This window comes from Helicobacter pylori (assembly GCF_014498195.1).
Taxonomy (GTDB): domain Bacteria; phylum Campylobacterota; class Campylobacteria; order Campylobacterales; family Helicobacteraceae; genus Helicobacter; species Helicobacter pylori_DO.
On the sequence record NZ_JACTGH010000004.1, the window covers coordinates 53168 to 72278 of the forward strand.

Sequence of the window (19111 nt, forward strand, 5' to 3'; positions counted from 1 at the left end):
AAAGGGAATGATCCCTTTTATTTGGCTATGGCTGAGTGTTGGGAGAGGATAAAAGAGGAGAGCGGTGATGAAAAAAATCGTTGTGAGTTGGTGTGTAGCGTTGGCTTTTTTAAGCGCGGATCCAGTGCAAGCCAATAAAGCGATCAGTAATGCGGATTTGATTAAAGAGATAAGGGATTTAAAAAAAGTCATCAGTGCGCAAAACACTGAGATTAACAATTTAAGAAAAGTGCAAGAAGTGTTGTCTGGGCAATTAGGGGATATGCGTAAGGATATATTAAGCACTAGAGATTATTGCATTAGCTTAAGGCCTTATATTTATAATTGGCGCTAGAGAATCATCAAAGCATGAAAGCATGCGCCATTCAATGATGCAATCCTTTAATAGTTGGAAATTAAAGTTATAGGAGGGTTTGGTTTTGGCTCTGTATCCCTATAATAGGGATTTTACAGGGTTTGAGTGTTTAAAAGCGTGTTTGATCCCACACGCCTTGAAAAAAGTTCTCTTGTTGGGTTGTAGGGGTAAAATCAGTCCCCTTGTTAGGGTTAATTATTCTATATAATAAAATTTTAGGAAATTCGTTTTAAAGATATTAAAAAATGCCATACGCCTTAAGAAAAAGATTTTTCAAACGCCTTGCGCTGATTGTTTCCACTTTTTGTGCGATAAGTTTGAGCGCTAAAAGCTATCTGTTTTCCCCACTGCCTCCAGTGCACCAGCAAATCATTAAGACAGAGCCTTGCTCTTTGGAATGCTTGAAAGACTTGATGTTGCAAAATCAAATCTTTTCTTTTGTATCTCAATACGATAACAACAACCAAGATGAGAGCCTTAAAACTTATTATAAAGACATACTCAATAAACTCAACCCCGTATCCATCGCCTCTCAAACTCCAGCTAAAGAAAGCTATGAGCCTAAAATTGAATTAGCGGTTTTACTGCCTAAAAAGGTGGTGGGGCGTTATGCCATTTCGGTGATGAACACCCTTTTAGCGTATTTGAACACCAGAAACAACGATTTCAATATCCAAGTCTTTGACAGCGATGAAGAAAGCCCTGAAAAATTAGAGCAAACCTATAAAGAAATTGAAAAAGAAAAATTCCCTTTTGTGATAGCCTTATTGACTAAAGAGGGCGTGGAAAATTTGCTCCAAAACACCACCATTAGCACCCCTACTTATGTGCCTACGGTGAATAAAACGCAACTAGAAAATCATACCGAGCTTTCTTTAAGCGAGCGCTTGTATTTTGGGGGGATTGACTATAAAGAGCAATTAAGCATGCTAACTTCCTTTATTAGCCCTAATTCGCCCGTGATTGAATACGATGATGATGGCTTGATAGGCGAACGCTTAAGGCAAATCACGGAGTCTTTAAGCATTGAAGTCAAACACCAAGAAAATATTTCTTACAAGCAAGCCACCAGTTTTTCTAAAAATTTTAGAAAAAACGATGCGTTTTTTAAAAATTCTACCTTGATTTTAAACACCCCTACCACTAAAAGCGGCCTGATCCTTTCTCAAATAGGGCTTTTAGAATACAAGCCCTTTAAAATCCTTTCCACACAAATCAATTTCAACCCCTCTTTACTCTTACTCACCCAGCCTAAAGACAGAAAGAATTTATTCATTGTCAATGCCTTACAAAATAGCGATGAAACGCTTATAGAATACGCCTCCTTATTGGAGAGCGACTTAAGGCATGATTGGGTGAATTATTCTAGCGCAATCGGGCTAGAGGTGTTTTTAAACACACTGGATCCGCATTTTAAAAAATCTTTTCAAGAGAGTTTAGAAGACAATCAAGTCCGTTACCACAATCAAATTTATCAGGCTTTAGGGTATTCTTTTGAGCCGATAAAAAATGAAAGCGGAACAAAAAAAGAATAATATTTAGATAATTATTTGAATACTTTTATTTTTAATGGGTTTTTTAATAAAATTGGAATATGATGCGAGCAAAAATTAAACAAAGGTTATTCTGTGTTAAAATTTCAAAAATTACCTCTATTGTTTGTTTCCATTCTTTACAATCAAAGCCCTTTGTTGGCTTTTGATTATAAGTTTAGCGGGGTAGCGGAATCCTTTTCTAAAGTGGGGTTTAACCATTCCAAACTCAATTCCAAAGAAGGGATTTTCCCTACAGTCACCTTTGTAACCGCCACGATCAAGCTTCAAGTGGATTCCAATCTGCTCCCTAAAAACATTGAAAAACACAGCTTAAAAATAGGCGTTGGCGGGATTTTAGGAGCGCTCGCTTACGATTCTACCAAAACGCTCATAGACCAAGCCACGCATCAAGTCTATGGCTCAGAACTTTTTTTCTTCATAGGGCGTTGGTGGGGGTATTTAGGCGACGCTCCTTGGAAAGACTCTCGCATAGAATCTGACGCTCACACCCGTAATTATGTACTGTATAATTCTTATTTATTTTATTCTTATGGCGATAAATTCCACATCAAATTAGGGCGTTACCTTTCTAACATGGATTTTATGAGCGGTTATACGCAAGGCTTTGAAGTGGATTATAAAATCAACTCTAAAATAGCGTTAAAATGGTTCAGCTCTTTTGGGAGGGCTTTAGCTGCGGGGCAATGGATACGAGATTGGTATGCCCCTATTGTTACTGAAGACGACAGAAAAGATGTTGATTATGGCATCCATGCGGTGCAACTCTATTTTTCTAGCAAACATGTTCAAGCCACGCCCTTTTTTTATTTTTCACCTAAGACTTACGAAGCGCCCGGGATTAAAATCCATATTGATAGCAACCCAAAATTTAAAGGTTTAGGGTTACGATCTCAAACCCTTATCAATGCGATTTTCCCCGTTTATGCTAAAGATTTATACGATGTGTATTGGCGTAACTCTAAGATTGGCGAATGGGGTGCATCGCTTTTAATCCACCAACGCTTTGACTACAACGAGTTTAACTTTGGCTTTGGTTATTACCAAAATTTTGGCAACGCCAACGCAAGGATTGGCTGGTATGGTAACCCGATCCCTTTTGATATAAGAAGTAACAGCATTTATGGTTTGGTTTTTAGTAACGCTGTTACCGCAGACTCTGTTAGCGGATATGTCTTTGGTGGGGGGGGTGTATAGAAAGTTTTTATGGGGTATTTTAGGCAGATACACTTACGCCACTAGAGCGAGCGAAAGATCCATTAACTTGCACTTGGGTTATAAATGGGGTTCTTTTGCTAGCGTTGATGTGAATTTACAATACTATGCGGTGAGCATGCACACTGGCTATAAGGTTAATGATCTCACTAGCCCTTTTGATAAAGCCTTTAAGGCGAACACACAAGACAGGAGCAATCTCTTGGTGAGTTTGAAATTCTTTTTTTAAACCCTATCAATTAGGCTTGGTAGAATTGAGCCATTGTTTTTGGAAATCAATGGCTTTTCTCAATTCGGCTTCTAGTTGGGCTAAAACATCTTTTAAGGGCTTAACATCAATCAAATTGTCTTGCTTGAAAGAATCCAGCTGTTTGTCAATTTGCAAAGCGGCGTCTAGCGCGTCTTGGGGGAATACCGGCTCGCCTAAAGCCTTTTTAATCGTTTCGCCGATTTCAATCGTTTCAGAGCCTTGATGATCTTTTAAGTTAGGATTATTTTCTTTATCCTTAGGCTTAGGCTCTAAAATCAAGCGCAATCGTTTGATTTTTTCATGCAAATCGCTAAGATCTTTTAAGTGATCGGTGTTTCGCCCCCTATCCACCGCTTTTTCTAAAAGCTTATCGCTCAGGCTCACCAACTGATCGCTTAATTTAACGCTGTTAGCTTGAGCTTCTGTCACTTCATCAATATCAATCGCTGCTAAAGCGCTCACAAAATAAAAGGGCAATGCCCACCTTCTAAAACGAGAGAAAAACTTCTGCATTTACCTTCCTTAAATACGCTATAAAAATGATACTTTTTAATATGGTGGAGCTGTGGGGAATCGAACCCCAGTCCAAAAATCTTGTCCTAAACACAAACTTCTACAATGCTTAGAAAATTGGTTAGTTTTTTAGCCTTAAAACTAGCTCTGGTCCAACTTTCTAAAACCTTGAGGTAGTTTCAAGAGTTCTTGTTTCTTAGTTTAAAAGGCGAACCACCTTTTAAAAGCGTCTAGCTTAAGGTTATGGAGTGATTAAAACGCTAGAAATTCTAATCAGTCCAGCTCCAAAAGGAGATTAACTCACGCAGCTTTAGCGTAAGCTGGAGCGTAATCTGCGTTGTTTACAGTTATTTTTGTTGCTGTTTTACAAGCAGCACTTGGCATGCTATCTGTGCGACAAGAAATCTGTCGAAATCCAAGTCAGCCCCATGATTTCTAAAAGCTTGTCTATTTTAGCTAACTTTTATTAATGAGCGGCTAAAAATCACTGGCGCACAATATCAATATTTTCATCTTTAGGCTTAAAAACAAAGATTTCATCAGCAATGGTGGGGTTGATTTCTGCTTGAGAAAAAGTGATCGTTACCAGATTGTTCATTTCATCTTTAAATTCCAACGAAAAAGGCTTGCCGTCTTTAAAAACCAAACGATAAGTGGTTTTGTTGATAGTCGTTTTAAAAGATCCGTCATCTTGCTTTTTTAAGCGCTTGAGGATGGTGAAAAAATCCGTCTTGTCTTTTAAGGGCGTGATGGTCGCTTGAAACAAATTAGGCTCATAAATTACCACTTCTTTATCGTTCATGTAAATTTCTTTTTTTAAAGGCTTTTCATAAACCCATAAAGCCCAATTAGGGGCTTTAGCCTTTAAAACCCCATAATAAACTAAGGGTTTTTCACTTTTTAAAACCTGCTTGAAATGCGCGCTAAAACTTTGCAAATGTTGTAAAATTTCTTCTTCTTTAGAAAGCGTTGGAGGATTTTTAGCGCAAGCGACGCTTATAAAAATCAAAACCATTAAAATCTTTAAAAAAGCTTTCATTATTCAAACCTTAAAATAATCTCTCATCTTTAATAAAACCCTTTATTTTACATGACTTTTATTTTATCCATGCTAAAATGGGATTAAAAACTGACGCTTTAATCAAATAAATGGGATTGAAGCACTCTTAAAAGGTTACTACTACCATGATAAAAGCAATCATTGGAAAAATCATTGGCACCAGAAACGATCGCTGGATCAAACAATACAAAAAACAAGTCCTAACCATTAACGCCTTAGAACCTACTTATGAAAAAATGAGAGATGATGAGCTGCAAAACGCTTTTGAAGAGTTAAAAAAACGAGTGCGATCCACAGAAAAAGATTTGCAAGAAAAAACTCTTTTAGAAGTCTTACCGGAAAGTTTTGCTATCACTAGAGAAGCGAGTAAAAGGATCTTAAAGATGCGCCATTTTGATGCGCAACTCATTGGAGGCATGGTCTTAAACGATGGCAAAATCGCTGAAATGAAAACCGGAGAGGGTAAGACTTTAGTCGCTACTTTAGCGGTGGCTTTGAACGCTATGAAAGGTGAAAGCGTGTATGTGGTAACGGTCAATGATTACCTAGCCCATAGGGACTCTAAAGAAATGGAGCCGTTGTATCATTTCTTAGGTTATAGCGTAGGCACGATCACCGCGAGCGTGCGAGACGATGATGAGCGCTTAGAAATTTATTCTAAAGACATTGTTTATGGCACTAATAATGAATTTGGCTTTGATTATCTAAGGGATAACATGAAATATTCTTTAGAGCATAAGGTGCAAAAATCCCATGCGTTCGCTATTGTTGATGAGGTGGATTCCATTTTAATTGATGAAGCGAGAACCCCTTTAATCATTTCAGGGCCTGTGGATAGGCGCATGGAAAATTACAACAAGGCTGATGAAGTCGCTAAAAGCATGCAAGTGGAAGTAGATTTCACCATAGATGAAAAAAACCGCGCGATTTTAATCACTGAAGAGGGGATTAAAAAAGCCGAAAACCTCTTTGGCGTGGATAATTTATACAAGATTGAAAACGCCGCCCTATCGCACCATTTAGACCAAGCTTTGAAAGCGAACTACCTCTTTTTTATTGATAAAGATTATATTGTAGCCAATAATGAAGTGGTGATTGTAGATGAATTTACCGGCCGCTTGTCTGAGGGGAGGCGCTTTAGTGAGGGCTTACACCAGGCTTTAGAGGCTAAAGAGGGCGTGAGCATTAAAGAAGAGAGCCAAACCTTAGCCGATATTACTTTCCAAAATTATTTCAGGATGTTTTCTAAACTTTCAGGCATGACAGGCACGGCTCAAACCGAAGCCACAGAATTTTTAGAAATCTATAATTTAGAAGTGGTATCTATCCCTACTAATCTAGCGATCAAGCGAAAAGATTTGAACGATTTGATCTATAAGAGTGAAAAAGAAAAATTTGATGCCGTGATCCTTAAAATTAAAGAATTGCACGATAAGGGTCAGCCCGTTTTAGTTGGCACGGCTAGCATTGAAAAGAGTGAAACCTTGCACGCTTTACTCAAAAAAGAGCGCATCCCTCACACCGTTTTAAACGCCAAACAACACACCAAAGAAGCTGAAATCATCAAAGACGCCGGGCTTAAGGGGGCGGTTACGATTGCGACTAACATGGCAGGAAGAGGCGTTGATATTAAACTCACCGATGAGGTTAAAGAGCTTGGGGGGCTGTATATCATTGGCACTGAAAGGCATGAGAGCCGTAGGATTGACAACCAATTAAGGGGGCGAAGCGGGCGCCAAGGCGATCCGGGAACAAGCCAGTTTTATTTGAGTTTAGAAGACAATCTGTTACGCATTTTTGGGAGCGATAGGATTAAGGGGGTGATGGAAAAATTAGGGCTTAAAGACGGCGAACACATTGAATCAAAACTTGTAACAAGAGCGGTGGAAAACGCGCAAAAAAAAGTGGAAAACTTGCATTTTGAAAGCCGTAAGCATTTGTTAGAATACGATGATGTGGCTAATGAGCAACGAAAAAGCGTGTATAAATTTAGAGATGAATTATTAGACATCAATTACGATATTGGCACTAAAATCGCTGAAAATAGAGAATACGCGCTCAATCAAATCTTTTCTAAACTCAAAGCCTTTGACCATCAAAACCTGTCTGAAGAGGAACTTTTAGGGCTTAAAAACATTTTAAAAGAAGATTTTAACGCTAGCGTTGAATTAGAAGATTTAGAAAAAGCCTCCCCTATTGAAAAATTTGTGGCTGAAAAACTCAAAAGCGATTATGAAAACAAAATGAAAGCTTTGGATAGCGAACAAAGAAGCCGGATCGAACGCATCGTGTATTTGCAGATTTTAGACAACGCATGGCGAGAGCACCTTTATACCATGGACAATCTCAAAACCGGCATCAATTTGAGAGGCTATAACCAAAAAGATCCCCTTGTAGAATACAAAAAAGAGAGTTACAACCTTTTCTTAGAACTCATTGAAGACATTAAAATAGAAGCGATCAAAACCTTTTCTAAGATCCAGTTTGAAAACGAGCAAGATTCTAGCGATGCGGAGCGTTATTTGGATAATTTCAGCGAAGAAAGAGAGCATGAGAGCGTAACTTACCGCCATGAAGAAGCCTTAGATGAAGATTTGAATATGTCCATGAAAGCTTTTTCTAAAACCCCTAAAAGAAACGAGCCTTGCCCTTGCGGGAGCGGGAAAAAATATAAAGATTGTTGCGCTAAAAGCGGGCCTAAAAAGGGCTTATTTGCCAAATAGATCCTTAATCTTTTTCCTTATCAAGCGTTATTTGCGTTTTGATAAAAGCCAGCCTTTCATTAGTATCACTGCTTTGTTAGCTTTCTTTGGCGTGGCGGTTGGCGTGATGGTTTTAATTGTGGCTATGGCGATCATGAACGGCATGAGTAAGGAATTTGAAAAAAAGCTTTTTGTGATGAATTACCCCTTAACGCTCTATACCACAAGCCCTTATGGGATCAGCGAAGAAGTGGTTCAAGCTTTAGAAAAAAAGTTCCCTAATTTGCTTTTTAGCCCCTATTTGCAAACTCAAAGCCTGATTAAAAGCGCGCATTCCATGAATGGTGGCGTGGTGTTTGGGGTTGATTTTTCTAAAGAAAGGCGCATCAATGGAGTTTTAAACGACGCTTTAAAAAACCTTAATGAAAACGATCTTCTTAAAAACCCTTTTAATTTGATCGTGGGGAAAAGCTTGAGATACAGCTTGAATTTAGATCTCAATCAAAAAGCCGATTTGTTTTTCACCGAATTAGAGCCAACCGGTCTCACGCTCTCCCCTATCATGAAACGCTTTACTATCAAAGGCGATTTTGATTCAGGGCTAAAATCTTATGACATGAGCTACATGTATGCGAGCCTTCAAGCCATAAGTGCAATCAGGAGGTTACCCTTAGGGCTTTATGATGGGGTGCATGTCTATTCTAAAACGCCCATGAAAGATATTGAAATTTTACGCAACGCTTTAAAAACCATCAACCATCATGGCATAGGCATTGAAGGGTGGTGGCAACAAAACGGGAATTTTTTCTCGGCGATGGAATTAGAAAAAAGAGCGTTATTCATTGTGCTCATGCTCATTATTTTAATGGCGTCTTTGAATATCATCAGTTCGCTTTTAATGGTGGTGATGAACAGGCGTAAAGAAATCGCCCTACTCTTTAGCATGGGGAGCAGTCAAAAAGAAATCCAAAAAACCTTTTTTTATTTGGGCAATATCATTGGTTTAGGCGGTGTGGCACTTGGGGTGGTTTTAGCGTTTTTAAGCATGTATCTTTTAAGCGTGTTCCCTATCATCTCGCTCCCGGCAGATGTATATGGCATCAACACCTTACCTTTGGATCTGTCTTTAATGGATTTTACGCTCACTCTAATAGGCTCTATCATTATCGTAGGGCTTTCTTCTTATTACCCGTCTAAAAAAGCTTCTACTATTGACGCTTTAAGCGTGTTGAGGAATGAATAAATTAAAAAATTAAATAATATTGAGATGAAATAAGGCTTTGAGTGTCTATATTTGACTAACAAAGAAAAATTTTATTCTCAAAATTAAAAAAAACAATAATATTATGCTAGTATTAACGCACGACTTAGTTAAGAATTAACTTTGTAAGTCGGACTTCGTAGAAAAAAGGACGGAAGATGAACAGACTGATTAGATGTTTAAGATCTGCAAGAAAAAATTTTCTTTGAACGGTGTTGGCTTACTCTATTTAGAATTTTTGGTTTATACTAAAGGTTAAACACATGAACTACAAAGTTGCATCTGCTAAAAATATCGCAACGCTTCTTTTTTTATTCTCTTCTCAAAGTGAAGCTTTTGATTTGGGTAAAATCGCTAAAATCAAAGCGGGTGCTGAAAGTTTCTCTAAAGTCGGTTTCAATAACAAACCTATCAACACTAATAAAGGGATTTACCCTACCGAAACCTTTATGACGATTATGGCTTACATGCAGGTGGATTTTACGGAGCTCTTGCCCAAAAGCGCTACGGCTAACGGGCATCATTTAGACGGGAGCCTTGGGGGTTGGGGGGGTGCTGTGATTTATGATAGCACTAAGGATTTTATTAACGAAGTTACAGGAAAACCCTATGGGGCTATGACATGGAACTATGTGGGCTATTGGGGCGGTCTTGTAGGGCAAAAACCATGGGCTAGTTGCGGGTTAGCCACAGGGAATTTGACCCAAGGCCAATACGATAAGATGACTCAAGCTGAAATGACGCAGTTGTCTAATCAAGAAGCTTTAGCGGCTTCCACTTGCGCAAAAACCTATGCCGATCACACGAGAAACTATGTGATTTATAACGCTTACTTGCGCTACAACTACAAGGATATTTTTGAAATTAGGGGCGGGAGGTACGAATCCCCAGCGGATTACATGAGCGGTTACAACCAAGGCTTGGACATGACCTTAAACTTAGGGAATTTCAAATTCTGGTGGTTTAGCTCGTTTGGTCGTGGCTTTGCCTATAATGAGTGGCTTTATAATTTCTATTCGCCTAAAACCTACACTCTTAAAAATGGGCAAACCATAAACCCTGGGGTGCATGCCTTTTATATCATTTGGAATTACAAGGGTTTCAGCATTCAGCCTTTTGTCTATTTTTCACCCTTTAACGAATACGACCCCAACTTCACGATCACTTATGATAGTAACCCCACTTTCACTGGATTAGGGTTTCGCTCTCAAACAGATGTTACCGTGCTTAATCCCTTTTATGCTAAAAGATTTTGGGACACCTATCAATTTGGCATGCCAGCCGGTAAAAACGCGCACAGCTTGATGATCAAACAAAAGTTTGAATGGAATGAATACAATTTTGGTTTTGGGATTTACAAATCCTTTGGGAACGCTAACTGGATGATAGGCTACCATGGTAACCGCTTGGGCTTTGACTTTTGGACGAACACCGTTTATGCCAACACCCTTAACTCTTTGTCTTACATGATGGACGCGAACGCTTTCACCGTGTTTGCCTTTGGCGGTGGGGTGCATAGGAAACTCCTTTGGGGTTTATTAGGGCGTTTGACTTATGGGCCTAGGGCTAATGAACAAGTCCTATCGCTCAACTTGGGCTATAAATTCACTAAAAATTTCTCAGCCGACATTAAATTTGAATATTATAATGTGTTGATGCATCAAGGCTATAAAATGGGGTGGAACGGGCCAAAATTAGACAGCCAGCCCGCTACCGATCAAGACAGGAGTCATATTTTTACCGAGATAGTGTGGAAGCTTTAAGATCTCTTTAATAACAACCCTTTAAGGGTTTGTTAAAACGCCTAGCCATAAAACAGCCATTACAAACCGCTTTATCGCCTGTTTTAAGGCTTGTTTTTCAAATTAGAATTTTAAACTTTTTTATTTCATTTTTCATTACGCTATGGGTATTTTTGACTCCGCTATACTAAAACTTTTTAAAACGGGCTTTTTTGCTTATCGTAAAAATTTTCTTTAGTTTCTAATTCTATTAAGTTAGAATTTAATTTCATAAAAATAATATTTATAGTTATTTAAAAATCAATATTTTAATTCTTGCCAACCAAACTTTCAATAAATTTCAACCTATTTTTATATTCCTGTTTCATATTATTATCAAAATAAATAACTTTAATGCGTGATTTCTTTTCTTCTAAACATTCAAAATCAGCACATTTAACAAAATGAAATCTAGCTTTATCTAAATTCTTGCCCGCTTTTAACACCCTTGTGCCATAGTGTTTAGCCAATAATCCATTTGGCATGCACATTAAATTGATATTTAAAATATTTAAATTCTCATCTTCATATAAAATAGTAATAAAATAAGTCAAACATATTTTTTCATTAATCTTACCTTGATTATAAAAATAAGGTAGAGCAGGCTTATACATTCTGGGTTCTTCAAAAGATTCTCCATTGGTTTTAATAATTTCAGATTGATAACTATTTTGGTTAGTGCCTACAAAAATGCTCTCACAAAAATCTCCTATGTTTCTAGTTTGAACCGTTTTTAAATCAATATGGATAAAAGCATCTTCTACTTCAAAAAACATATCAGCCCCCACAGGACAAGAATTAGGTTGCCCCACTCCCTTACCATTAAAGAGCGCATAAATAATGCGTTCAGCCCCTACAGCAAAATCAGAGATTTTAGAATCGTATTTGCCTATCCAATCGTCTTTAATTTTTTCTTTAGTTAAAAATCCTTGCATCATTTCGTCTTCACAATACTTAAGAAAATGATAAAATTTCTCCAGATATTTATTTTCCATTTCTTCAATTTCTCTAAAATTTATCATATTTTTTTAACTCCTTAAAAATCTCTTTTGCAATCTTTTGAGCCAATAATACTGGCACAGCATTGCCAATTTGCTTATACATATTCCCTAAACTTCCATAAAAAATAAAATCGTTAGGAAAGGTTTGAATAATGGCGCATTCTCTTACTGACATACGCCTTTGTCTATTAGGGTGAATCTCAGGACCCGTTGCAGTAATAGTATCGCTTGGCAACTCCCAATTATTGATTCTTAAAGATTGCTCAAATTTGATTTCTTTTAGTTCAAATTCTGTAACCGCCTTGTCATAGGTATCATCAAATTTTAAAAGTTTTTTTAACTCCCACCAATCTTGTGCTTTTGGAATACTCCCTGAATTGTTATCCTTTCTAAACCAATGTCCAGCAGTATGAGCATATCCAAAATATTCATCAATTTGTTTGGTGCTATAAGAACTACAAGAACGCCAAAACTTCAAATAATCACAAATTTCATGCTGATTAATAGGATGCTTTCTCCCCCAAAATGTATCATAAACATTAGTGCGCGCTACGTGATTATGTATCATCACACCATCTAGCATAAAACTAGCGTCTCTTGTTCTTACATTAGCTAAATGCCCCACTACATCTTTAACGCACACATAAGGTTTTAATTTTTCATTAAATAAGTCATTGCATAACCCATGAGTTTTTTTAGGAAAAGGATTCTTAAGCCCCAACCTATTGCCAATAATAATAACTCTTTCTCTGTGTTGAGGCACGCCATAATCAGAAGCTTTTAATAACTTATAATCCACACAATAACCAAGCGATTTAAAATCTTGCACGATCATTTCAATCACTTGCCCTTTTTGCATAGATAACAATCCCTTAACATTTTCAGCCACAAAAAATTTAGGTTGTTTGTCTTTTAAAAGTCTTAATAATTCTTTATATAAAAAATTTCTTTCATCTTCCATAGAGCGTTTGGTGTTAGCTACTGAAAAACCTTGGCAAGGAAAACCTCCAAGTAAAACATCGCATTCGTTTGGAATATCACCACTAGGAATTTTTGTTATATCACCATAAATAATATGAGAGCCAATATTTTTTTGATAAGTTTCTACAGCTTCTTTAAAAAAATCATTGGCCCAAATAACTTCAAAGCCCTCTTTAATAAAGCCTAAATCTAGCCCACCACACCCAGAAAATAAACTGATAATCTTGTATTGATTACTTTTCAAAACAAATTCCAATTTTATATAGGGTCAAGATAAGTTAAGCCCTCATCGCGCGCATGGAATTGGCTAAGGCTAAAAGCGTAACCCCCACATCGCCAAAGACCGCTTCCCACAAGCTCGCTACCCCCATAAGCCCTAGCACGATAAAAACGGCTTTAATCCCCAAAGCGAACAAGATATTTTGCCAAATAATGCTTTTCGTTTTTTTAGCGATCGCTAAAACTTTCACTAACGAATTTAAAGAGTCATTGGTGATCACAATGTCTGCGCTTTGCTTGCTCAATTCTGAGCCTTTCCCCATGCCAATCCCCACATCAGCACTCGCTAGAGTCGGAGCGTCATTGATGCCATCGCCTACAAAAATCGCCGGGGTTTTATAGCGTTCTTTAAAAGCTTTAAACACGCTCGTTTTTTCTTCAGGCAACAAGCTCGCATAATATTCACAGCCTAGAGTTTGAGCGATGCTTTCAGTCGCGCTTTTTCTGTCCCCGCTCAAAATGCAAAAATTTTCTATCCCTTGCGCTTTCAAATCCCTTAAGCACTCTATGGCGTCATCTTTAATCTCATCGCTAATGACGATATAGCCGATATAAGTTTGGTTAAAAGCCACATGCACGATCGTGCCGTTTTCTGGGGAAGGGCTGTGCGCGATATGGAATTGATCGAGCATTTTTTCATTCCCTGCGATGATTAGATCCGTATGGCATTGCGCTTTAACCCCCATCCCGCTCAATTCTTCGTAATTTTTAATGTCATGCTGGTGCTTATCGTCCTTTAACATTTCTTCGCATGCTTTTTGAATGGATAAGGCGATCGGGTGCGTGGATAAGAGCTGTGAGCAAGAAGCGTAATGCAAAACTTCTTCTTTAGAATGCCCGTTTTGCGGCACAATATCTGTTACTTTAAAAACGCCTTTAGTCAAAGTGCCGGTTTTATCAAAAGCGATGCTTTTAGCTTGGGTAAGCACCTCTAAAACATGCACGCCTTTCATTAAAATCCCCTTTCTACTCGCCGCTCCCACGCCTCCAAAATACCCTAAAGGCACAGAAATCACTAACGCGCAAGGACAGCTCACCATTAAAGCCACAAGCCCCCTATAAATCCACTCATCAAAGCTCCCCATAGAAAACAAGGGCGGTAATACAGCGATCATTAAGGCAATGAATAAAACGCTTGGGGTGTAGTAGCGTGAAAATTTAGTGATAAATTTCTCCGTTTCGCTCTTTTCATTCGTGGCTTGTTGGACTAAATCCACCACTTTAGCGATAGAAGAATCTTTATACAGTTTCTCTACTTGGATTTCAAGGACCGCTTTTAAATTCAAGCTCCCCCCTAAAACTTTAGAGCGTTCGCTGACATTAACAGGCATGGACTCCCCACTCAACGCCCTTTCATCTAGCAAACTTTCACCCTTAATCACCACGCCATCAACAGGCACTTTTTCGCCGACTTTCACCACCACGATGTCATTGATTCTTAAATCTTCAGGCACAACGCTCACTAATGTATCGCCCTTTTTCAAATAAGCCAGATTAGGGGCGACATCCACTAAAGCCTTAAGGGATTTTTTAGAGCGAGCGATAGCGAGTTTTTGCAAAAATTCGCCCGCTGAATAAAACACCATGATAGAGACGCTCTCTTCATAAGCCCCCACGCAAAAAGCCGCGATAGTCGCAATGAGCATCAAAGCATTTTCATCAAAAAATTGCCCTTTTCTAAGCCCACGAAACGCCCCTAAAATCACGTCTTTACCACTTATGAGATACACTAAAGCCAATACCACAAACACCGCTTTTTCAATGAAAGGGCTAGGATTTAGGTGTAAGATTAAAATCGCGCCTAAAAAGACAGCGATCGTAACGATGAGTGGGGTAAAACTCAAGGGCTTTTCTGCGGCCTCTTTAAAAGACAGGCTCAAATGCGGTTCGTTTTGTTTGATGAAAGCCTTAACCTTTTCAAAATCGCTCGTATCCAAAAACAGCTTACTGGTGCTGAAATTGATTTGAGCTTTTTTCACATAGTCCAGTTTGTTTAAATCCCTTTCTAATTTAGACGCGCAATCAGGGCAATCCAAATTGTGAATGTGGTATTCTTGCATTTTCTCTCCCTTATAAAAATCCTTTTAAGAAATCTTTCTAAAACTCAACGCTTTAAGCATGTGAGATTTTTCTATATTCTCGCAAGCGTTTAAATCCGCAATCGTCCTAGCGACTTTTTTGACCTTATTGACAGAGCGCATGGACAGATTAAACCTTTCAACCGCCTGCTCTAACAACTTTTGCGCTTCAAAATTTAAAGGGCAAAATCGTTCTATCTGCTCTTCGTTAAGCTTACCATTAAAAGCGCTCTGTTTCCTTAACTTTTGCTGTTTGAAAGCTAACAATACTAATTCATGCATCTCTTTTGAAGTCCAAGAATGCAACGGCGTGTCTTTATAATTCCCCTCTTCCATTTGCACGAACAAATCAATCCTGTCTAAAAAAGGCTCGCTCAAGCGGTTTTTATACTGCGTGATCTCTCTATCTTGGCAACGGCATGCTTTGGTTGCGCTGAGTAAATTCCCGCACAAGCAAGGGTTTTGAGCCCCCACGAATAAAAAAGAGGTGTCGTATTCAATCTTGCTATGCACTCGTGAGATCACTAATTTATTGTTTTCTAAAGGCTCTCTCAAGGCTTCTAAAATATCCTTTTTAAAATGAGGCAATTCATCAAAAAAAAGCATGCCGTTATGCGCTAGCGCGATTTCGCCAGGTTTTGGCTCTTTTAGAGAGCTTGAGCCTAAAATGCTGGATTTTGAAGCGCTCTGGTGAGGGTTTCTAAAACTCCTTAAAGGGTAATAGGCGCTGTCTTGCTCGCTTAAAATACGTAATTTTGTCGCTTCTAGGATTTCATTCAGGCTTAAGGGAGGTAAGATATAACGCATGCGATTAATAATCATGCTTTTCCCGCACCCTGGACTTCCCTCTAAAATCAAGTTATGAAACCCAGCACTAGCGATCAAAGCGGCTTCTTTAGCGACAGCTTGCCCCTTAACTTCTTTAAAATCTAAGGCATAGGCGTCTGAAAAATAATACTCTTTATCGTTCAATTCTATCGTTTTAAAGGGTAGTTTTTTCGTGTGGGTGTCTGCTTTGGTTTCAGGGTTTTGCAAGATTTCTAAAGCTTCTTTAAAATGCCCCACAAAAAAGCATTGCAAATTAGGAATAAGCGAAAAAAGCTCTTCATTCGCCTTAGGTGCAATGATTTTGGCATGGGGACGCTTAATGGCAATGTCTAAGAGCATGGGGAAAATGTTAGAATTGGGTTTGATCTTGCCATCAAGCCCTAACTCCCCAAAAGCAAACCACTCTTTAAAAGCCAACTCTTGTTTTTGCAAAGCGATTAAAAGAGCGATAGGCAAATCAAAATGGCTCCCGGATTTAGGCAAATCTGAGGGAGAAAGGTTGATGGTGATTTTTAAAGGCGGGAAAATGAAATCATTATTTTGTAAAGCCGATTGGACCCGTTGCTTGGCTTCTTGGATAGAATTATTAGCCAATCCTGAAATCACAAACGCCGGCAAAGCCCTTGTGAAAGTCGCTTCCACGGCCACGATTTCTGCCACCCCCCTTTGCATGGTCGCGCAAAATATCGTGTTAATCATGGTGGTTACTTGTGTTTTTGTTTTTTTTGCAGCTCTTTGAGTTCTTTTTCAAATTTCTTACGCTTCAAAATGGATAATTTATCCACGAATAACACGCCATTGATGTGATCGATCTCATGCTGAATGGCTACCGCTAAAAGCTCGCTCGCTTCTAAAATTTTCACTTCAGCGAAGCGGTTTTGATACTCTATCTTAACCTTTTCAAAACGCTCCACTTCTTCATAAAACCCTGGCACAGACAAGCACCCTTCTCTATACATCATTGACCCCCCAGTTTCTATAAACTTAGGGTTAATGATTTCCAAGCAGTCTTCTTTGTGTTGCACGCCGTCTTCTTTCGGGAGATTGATAATGAGCATTCTTAAAGGCAAGCCCACTTGAATAGCGGCTAACCCTATCCCCTCACTAGCGATCATAGTCTCATGCATGTCATCTAGTTGTTGGTGGAGTTTTGAATCAAAAGAAACGACCTCTTTAGAAATCGTTCTTAAGATTTTAGAAGGGTAATGGATAATCTCTAATAACGCCATGCAATCACTTCACATTTTTCTGTAACACTTTATCAATCAAGCCATACTCTTTAGCTTCTTTAGCGCTCATATAAAAATCCCTATCCGTGTCTTTAGCGATTTGCTCCAAACTCTGCCCTGAGTTTTGAGCCAAAATAGAATTCATCAAACCCTTAAGCCTAAGGATCTCATTAGAAATGATTTCAATATCGCTCGCTTGCCCTTGAGCCCCCCCTAAAGGCTGGTGGATCATAATCCTTGAATGGGGCAGTGAAAAGCGCTTGCCCTTAGCTCCACAGCTTAGTAAAAACGCCCCCATAGAAGCCGCTTGACCGATGCAAATCGTGGAAACATCAGGGCGGATAAAATTCATGGTGTCATAAATGCTAAGACCGCTTGTTATCACCCCACCGGGAGAATTGATATACAAGCCAATGTCTTTTTCAGGGTCTTCAGCTTCCAAAAACAAGAGTTGGGCCACGATAGAAGACGCCACGCTGTCATTAATTTCACCGCTCAATAAAACAATACGATCCTTTAAAAGGCGTGAGTAAATATCATAGCTACGCTCCCCACGATCGGTATTCTCTATTACATAAGGAATGTATCCCATCATCTCTCCTTTTTAGCTGTTTAACCCACTTGAGTTTTTTGAGCGTTAGGCCTCATTTTCTCTAAAATTTCTTGCTGTTCTTTAGGCAGGTTTTTATCCAACAAATAAGCTAACACCCTATCTTCAATCATCGCCATTTTTACCGCCGCTAACATGTTGTTTTTGCGGTATTGCTCAATGAGATTTTCTGGGTTTTGCCCTGTCATCATCGCTTCATAATACAAAGTTTGAAAGACTTCATTGTCATGCACGCCAATTTTTTCTTCCTTCGCTAAAGCGTCAATGATAAAAGTGATTTTCACGCTTTTTGTCGCATCGTTTCTAAAGCTCTCACGCTTTTCTTTGGCTTTTTCTTGACTTTCTTGTAAGGATTTGACTTCCTCAGCTTGCATGGAATAAAGAGCGTTCCTGAATAACAAATCCATTTCTTGCTCTATGATCGTTTTAGGCAAATCAAAAACGATCTTTTCATCTAAATTTTCAATCAATTTTTCTTTCAGCTCTTCGTTATAGAGCCTGGCTTTATTTTCTAAAAACAACTGCCCTTCAACCCTTTCTTTTAAAAGCTTTAAAGTCGCATTCTCTTCATTGGCTAGCACGATTTTAGCGAGTTCGTCATTGATTTCTAACGCTTCACGCGCTTGAATCTGGTGCAATTTCACTTTAAAAAGGGCTTCTTTGCCGGCTAAATGCTCTGCGTGGTATTTGCTAGGGAAAGTCAAAGGGAATTCTTTTTCTTCGCTAGCTTGCATGCCTAAAAGAGCCTTTTCAAAATCTTCTAGCATTTGCTTACTGCCTAAAATCAAAGTGAAATTTTCAGCCTTGCCCCCTTCAAAAGGCGCATTGTCTATAAAGCCTTCAAAATCAATCGTTAATTTATCGTCGTTTTGGGCTTTTCTTTGAGCGTCAGTGTCCACAAATTTCGCGTAATCTTTAGCGAGCTGTTTCAAACGCTCATTAATTTTTTCTTCATTGGGGATTTCCACTCCCACGCTAGGCACGCACTCTTTGATCTTGTCTAAAACAATCGTGGGTTTTAAGCCGATGTCCGCTTCTATTTCAAAATGCGTGTCTTTTTTTTCAAATTTAGTGAGATTGGGGCTGCCGATGAGATCCTTATTTTCAATCCCTAATTCCTTAAAAGCGTTTTTCAAAACCTCTTGAATCATTTCTTCTTGAGCGTCTTGTTCAATTTGGGCTTGATAACGGGTTTTCACTAAACTAAGGGGGACTTTACCTCTTCTAAAGCCATCAATTTTAACTTTTTGGGCGATTTTTTGAGCGATTTTATCATAACGCTTTTCTAAATTTTCAATGGAAGGTTTAGCGCTCAAACGGGCGTTAGCGGTGTCAATCTTTTTCACTTCAAGATTCATTTTTTTCCTTAATGGTTAAAAAATTAAATTTTTGTATCATTATAGCTTAATTTGTTT

Annotated in this window: 14 protein-coding genes, 1 other RNA gene and 1 pseudogene; 6 read left to right on the forward strand and 10 right to left on the reverse strand. The window is 38.6% G+C overall.

The features are described 5' to 3' along the window. Positions 1–67 precede the first annotated feature (67 nt). The 3 genes and pseudogenes from H7N67_RS02860 to hofE all read left to right on the forward strand — a co-directional run bounded on the left by H7N67_RS02860 (position 68) and on the right by hofE (position 3352). Positions 68–334 carry a hypothetical protein gene (locus tag H7N67_RS02860; RefSeq protein WP_000725307.1) on the forward strand — a complete coding sequence of 89 codons (267 nt, stop codon included), beginning with the start codon at positions 68–70 and terminating at the stop codon, positions 332–334. 266 nt (positions 335–600) lie between these two features. After that, positions 601–1890 carry an IS701 family transposase gene (locus H7N67_RS02865; protein ID WP_187938987.1) on the forward strand — a complete coding sequence of 430 codons (1290 nt, stop codon included), beginning with the start codon at positions 601–603 and terminating at the stop codon, positions 1888–1890. A gap of 93 nt (positions 1891–1983) precedes the next feature. Further along, positions 1984–3352 (forward strand): annotated as a pseudogene (hofE, locus tag H7N67_RS02870) (outer membrane beta-barrel protein HofE). A 6-nt stretch (positions 3353–3358) separates the two neighbouring features. On the opposite strand, the gene H7N67_RS02875 reads toward hofE, so the two are convergent. The 3 genes from H7N67_RS02875 to lolA all read right to left on the reverse strand — a co-directional run bounded on the left by H7N67_RS02875 (position 3359) and on the right by lolA (position 4925). Next, positions 3359–3886, reverse strand: coding sequence for a hypothetical protein (locus H7N67_RS02875; RefSeq protein ID WP_187938988.1), 528 nt, complete (start codon positions 3884–3886; stop codon positions 3359–3361). Positions 3887–3928: 42 nt separating this feature from the next. After that, positions 3929–4314, reverse strand: a transfer-messenger RNA (tmRNA) gene (gene ssrA, locus H7N67_RS02880). Between the two features lie 56 nt (positions 4315–4370). Further along, a complete protein-coding gene (gene lolA / locus H7N67_RS02885; protein WP_187938989.1) occupies positions 4371–4925 on the reverse strand; it encodes a LolA-like outer membrane lipoprotein chaperone in 555 nt (184 codons plus the stop codon). Between the two features lie 146 nt (positions 4926–5071). Between lolA and secA the strand changes: the two genes are divergently transcribed. From secA to hofF, 3 genes are all read left to right on the forward strand, one after another. Beyond that, a complete protein-coding gene (gene secA, locus H7N67_RS02890) occupies positions 5072–7669 on the forward strand; it encodes a preprotein translocase subunit SecA (protein ID WP_187938990.1) in 2598 nt (865 codons plus the stop codon). Next, positions 7659–8891, forward strand: coding sequence for an ABC transporter permease (locus H7N67_RS02895; protein WP_187938991.1), 1233 nt, complete (start codon positions 7659–7661; stop codon positions 8889–8891). Before secA ends, H7N67_RS02895 begins: the two co-directional genes overlap by 11 nt. A 281-nt stretch (positions 8892–9172) precedes the next feature. Then, entirely contained in the window at positions 9173–10672 is a 1500-nt protein-coding gene (hofF, locus tag H7N67_RS02900) for an outer membrane beta-barrel protein HofF (RefSeq protein ID WP_001931278.1), read from the forward strand. A 287-nt stretch (positions 10673–10959) separates the two neighbouring features. Here the strand turns inward: hofF and H7N67_RS02905 are convergent, their stop codons facing one another. From H7N67_RS02905 to tig, 7 genes are read right to left on the reverse strand one after another with little or no spacing between them, the layout of a single operon-like run. Beyond that, a complete protein-coding gene (locus tag H7N67_RS02905) occupies positions 10960–11712 on the reverse strand; it encodes a PDDEXK family nuclease (RefSeq protein WP_000606900.1) in 753 nt (250 codons plus the stop codon). Further along, complete coding sequence (locus H7N67_RS02910) at positions 11699–12916, reverse strand: DNA cytosine methyltransferase (protein ID WP_187938992.1); 1218 nt, start codon at positions 12914–12916, stop codon at positions 11699–11701. Before H7N67_RS02910 ends, H7N67_RS02905 begins: the two co-directional genes overlap by 14 nt. A gap of 34 nt (positions 12917–12950) precedes the next feature. Next, a complete protein-coding gene (locus H7N67_RS02915) occupies positions 12951–15011 on the reverse strand; it encodes a heavy metal translocating P-type ATPase (protein ID WP_187938993.1) in 2061 nt (686 codons plus the stop codon). Between the two features lie 24 nt (positions 15012–15035). Continuing rightward, positions 15036–16556, reverse strand: coding sequence for a YifB family Mg chelatase-like AAA ATPase (locus H7N67_RS02920; RefSeq protein ID WP_187938994.1), 1521 nt, complete (start codon positions 16554–16556; stop codon positions 15036–15038). 5 nt (positions 16557–16561) lie between these two features. Then, entirely contained in the window at positions 16562–17086 is a 525-nt protein-coding gene (def, locus tag H7N67_RS02925; RefSeq protein ID WP_187938995.1) for a peptide deformylase, read from the reverse strand. Positions 17087–17090: 4 nt separating this feature from the next. Continuing rightward, positions 17091–17678 carry an ATP-dependent Clp endopeptidase proteolytic subunit ClpP gene (clpP, locus tag H7N67_RS02930; protein WP_000540573.1) on the reverse strand — a complete coding sequence of 196 codons (588 nt, stop codon included), beginning with the start codon at positions 17676–17678 and terminating at the stop codon, positions 17091–17093. 20 nt (positions 17679–17698) lie between these two features. Next, entirely contained in the window at positions 17699–19054 is a 1356-nt protein-coding gene (gene tig / locus H7N67_RS02935; RefSeq protein WP_187938996.1) for a trigger factor, read from the reverse strand. Positions 19055–19111 lie beyond the last annotated feature (57 nt).

Bases quoted from the DNA above. Each gene is read 5' to 3' on its own strand.
- H7N67_RS02920 (WP_187938994.1), bottom strand. From the start codon at position 16,556: ATGATTAACACGATATTTTGCGCGACCATGCAAAGGGGGGTGGCAGAA.
- H7N67_RS02875 (WP_187938988.1), bottom strand. From the start codon at position 3,886: ATGCAGAAGTTTTTCTCTCGTTTTAGAAGGTGGGCATTGCCCTTTTAT.
- H7N67_RS02905 (WP_000606900.1), bottom strand. From the start codon at position 11,712: ATGATAAATTTTAGAGAAATTGAAGAAATGGAAAATAAATATCTGGAG.
- H7N67_RS02865 (WP_187938987.1), top strand. From the start codon at position 601: ATGCCATACGCCTTAAGAAAAAGATTTTTCAAACGCCTTGCGCTGATT.
- hofF (WP_001931278.1), top strand. From the start codon at position 9,173: ATGAACTACAAAGTTGCATCTGCTAAAAATATCGCAACGCTTCTTTTT.
- tig (WP_187938996.1), bottom strand. From the start codon at position 19,054: ATGAATCTTGAAGTGAAAAAGATTGACACCGCTAACGCCCGTTTGAGC.
- H7N67_RS02915 (WP_187938993.1), bottom strand. From the start codon at position 15,011: ATGCAAGAATACCACATTCACAATTTGGATTGCCCTGATTGCGCGTCT.
- secA (WP_187938990.1), top strand. From the start codon at position 5,072: ATGATAAAAGCAATCATTGGAAAAATCATTGGCACCAGAAACGATCGC.
- def (WP_187938995.1), bottom strand. From the start codon at position 17,086: ATGGCGTTATTAGAGATTATCCATTACCCTTCTAAAATCTTAAGAACG.
- lolA (WP_187938989.1), bottom strand. From the start codon at position 4,925: ATGAAAGCTTTTTTAAAGATTTTAATGGTTTTGATTTTTATAAGCGTC.
- H7N67_RS02860 (WP_000725307.1), top strand. From the start codon at position 68: ATGAAAAAAATCGTTGTGAGTTGGTGTGTAGCGTTGGCTTTTTTAAGC.
- clpP (WP_000540573.1), bottom strand. From the start codon at position 17,678: ATGGGATACATTCCTTATGTAATAGAGAATACCGATCGTGGGGAGCGT.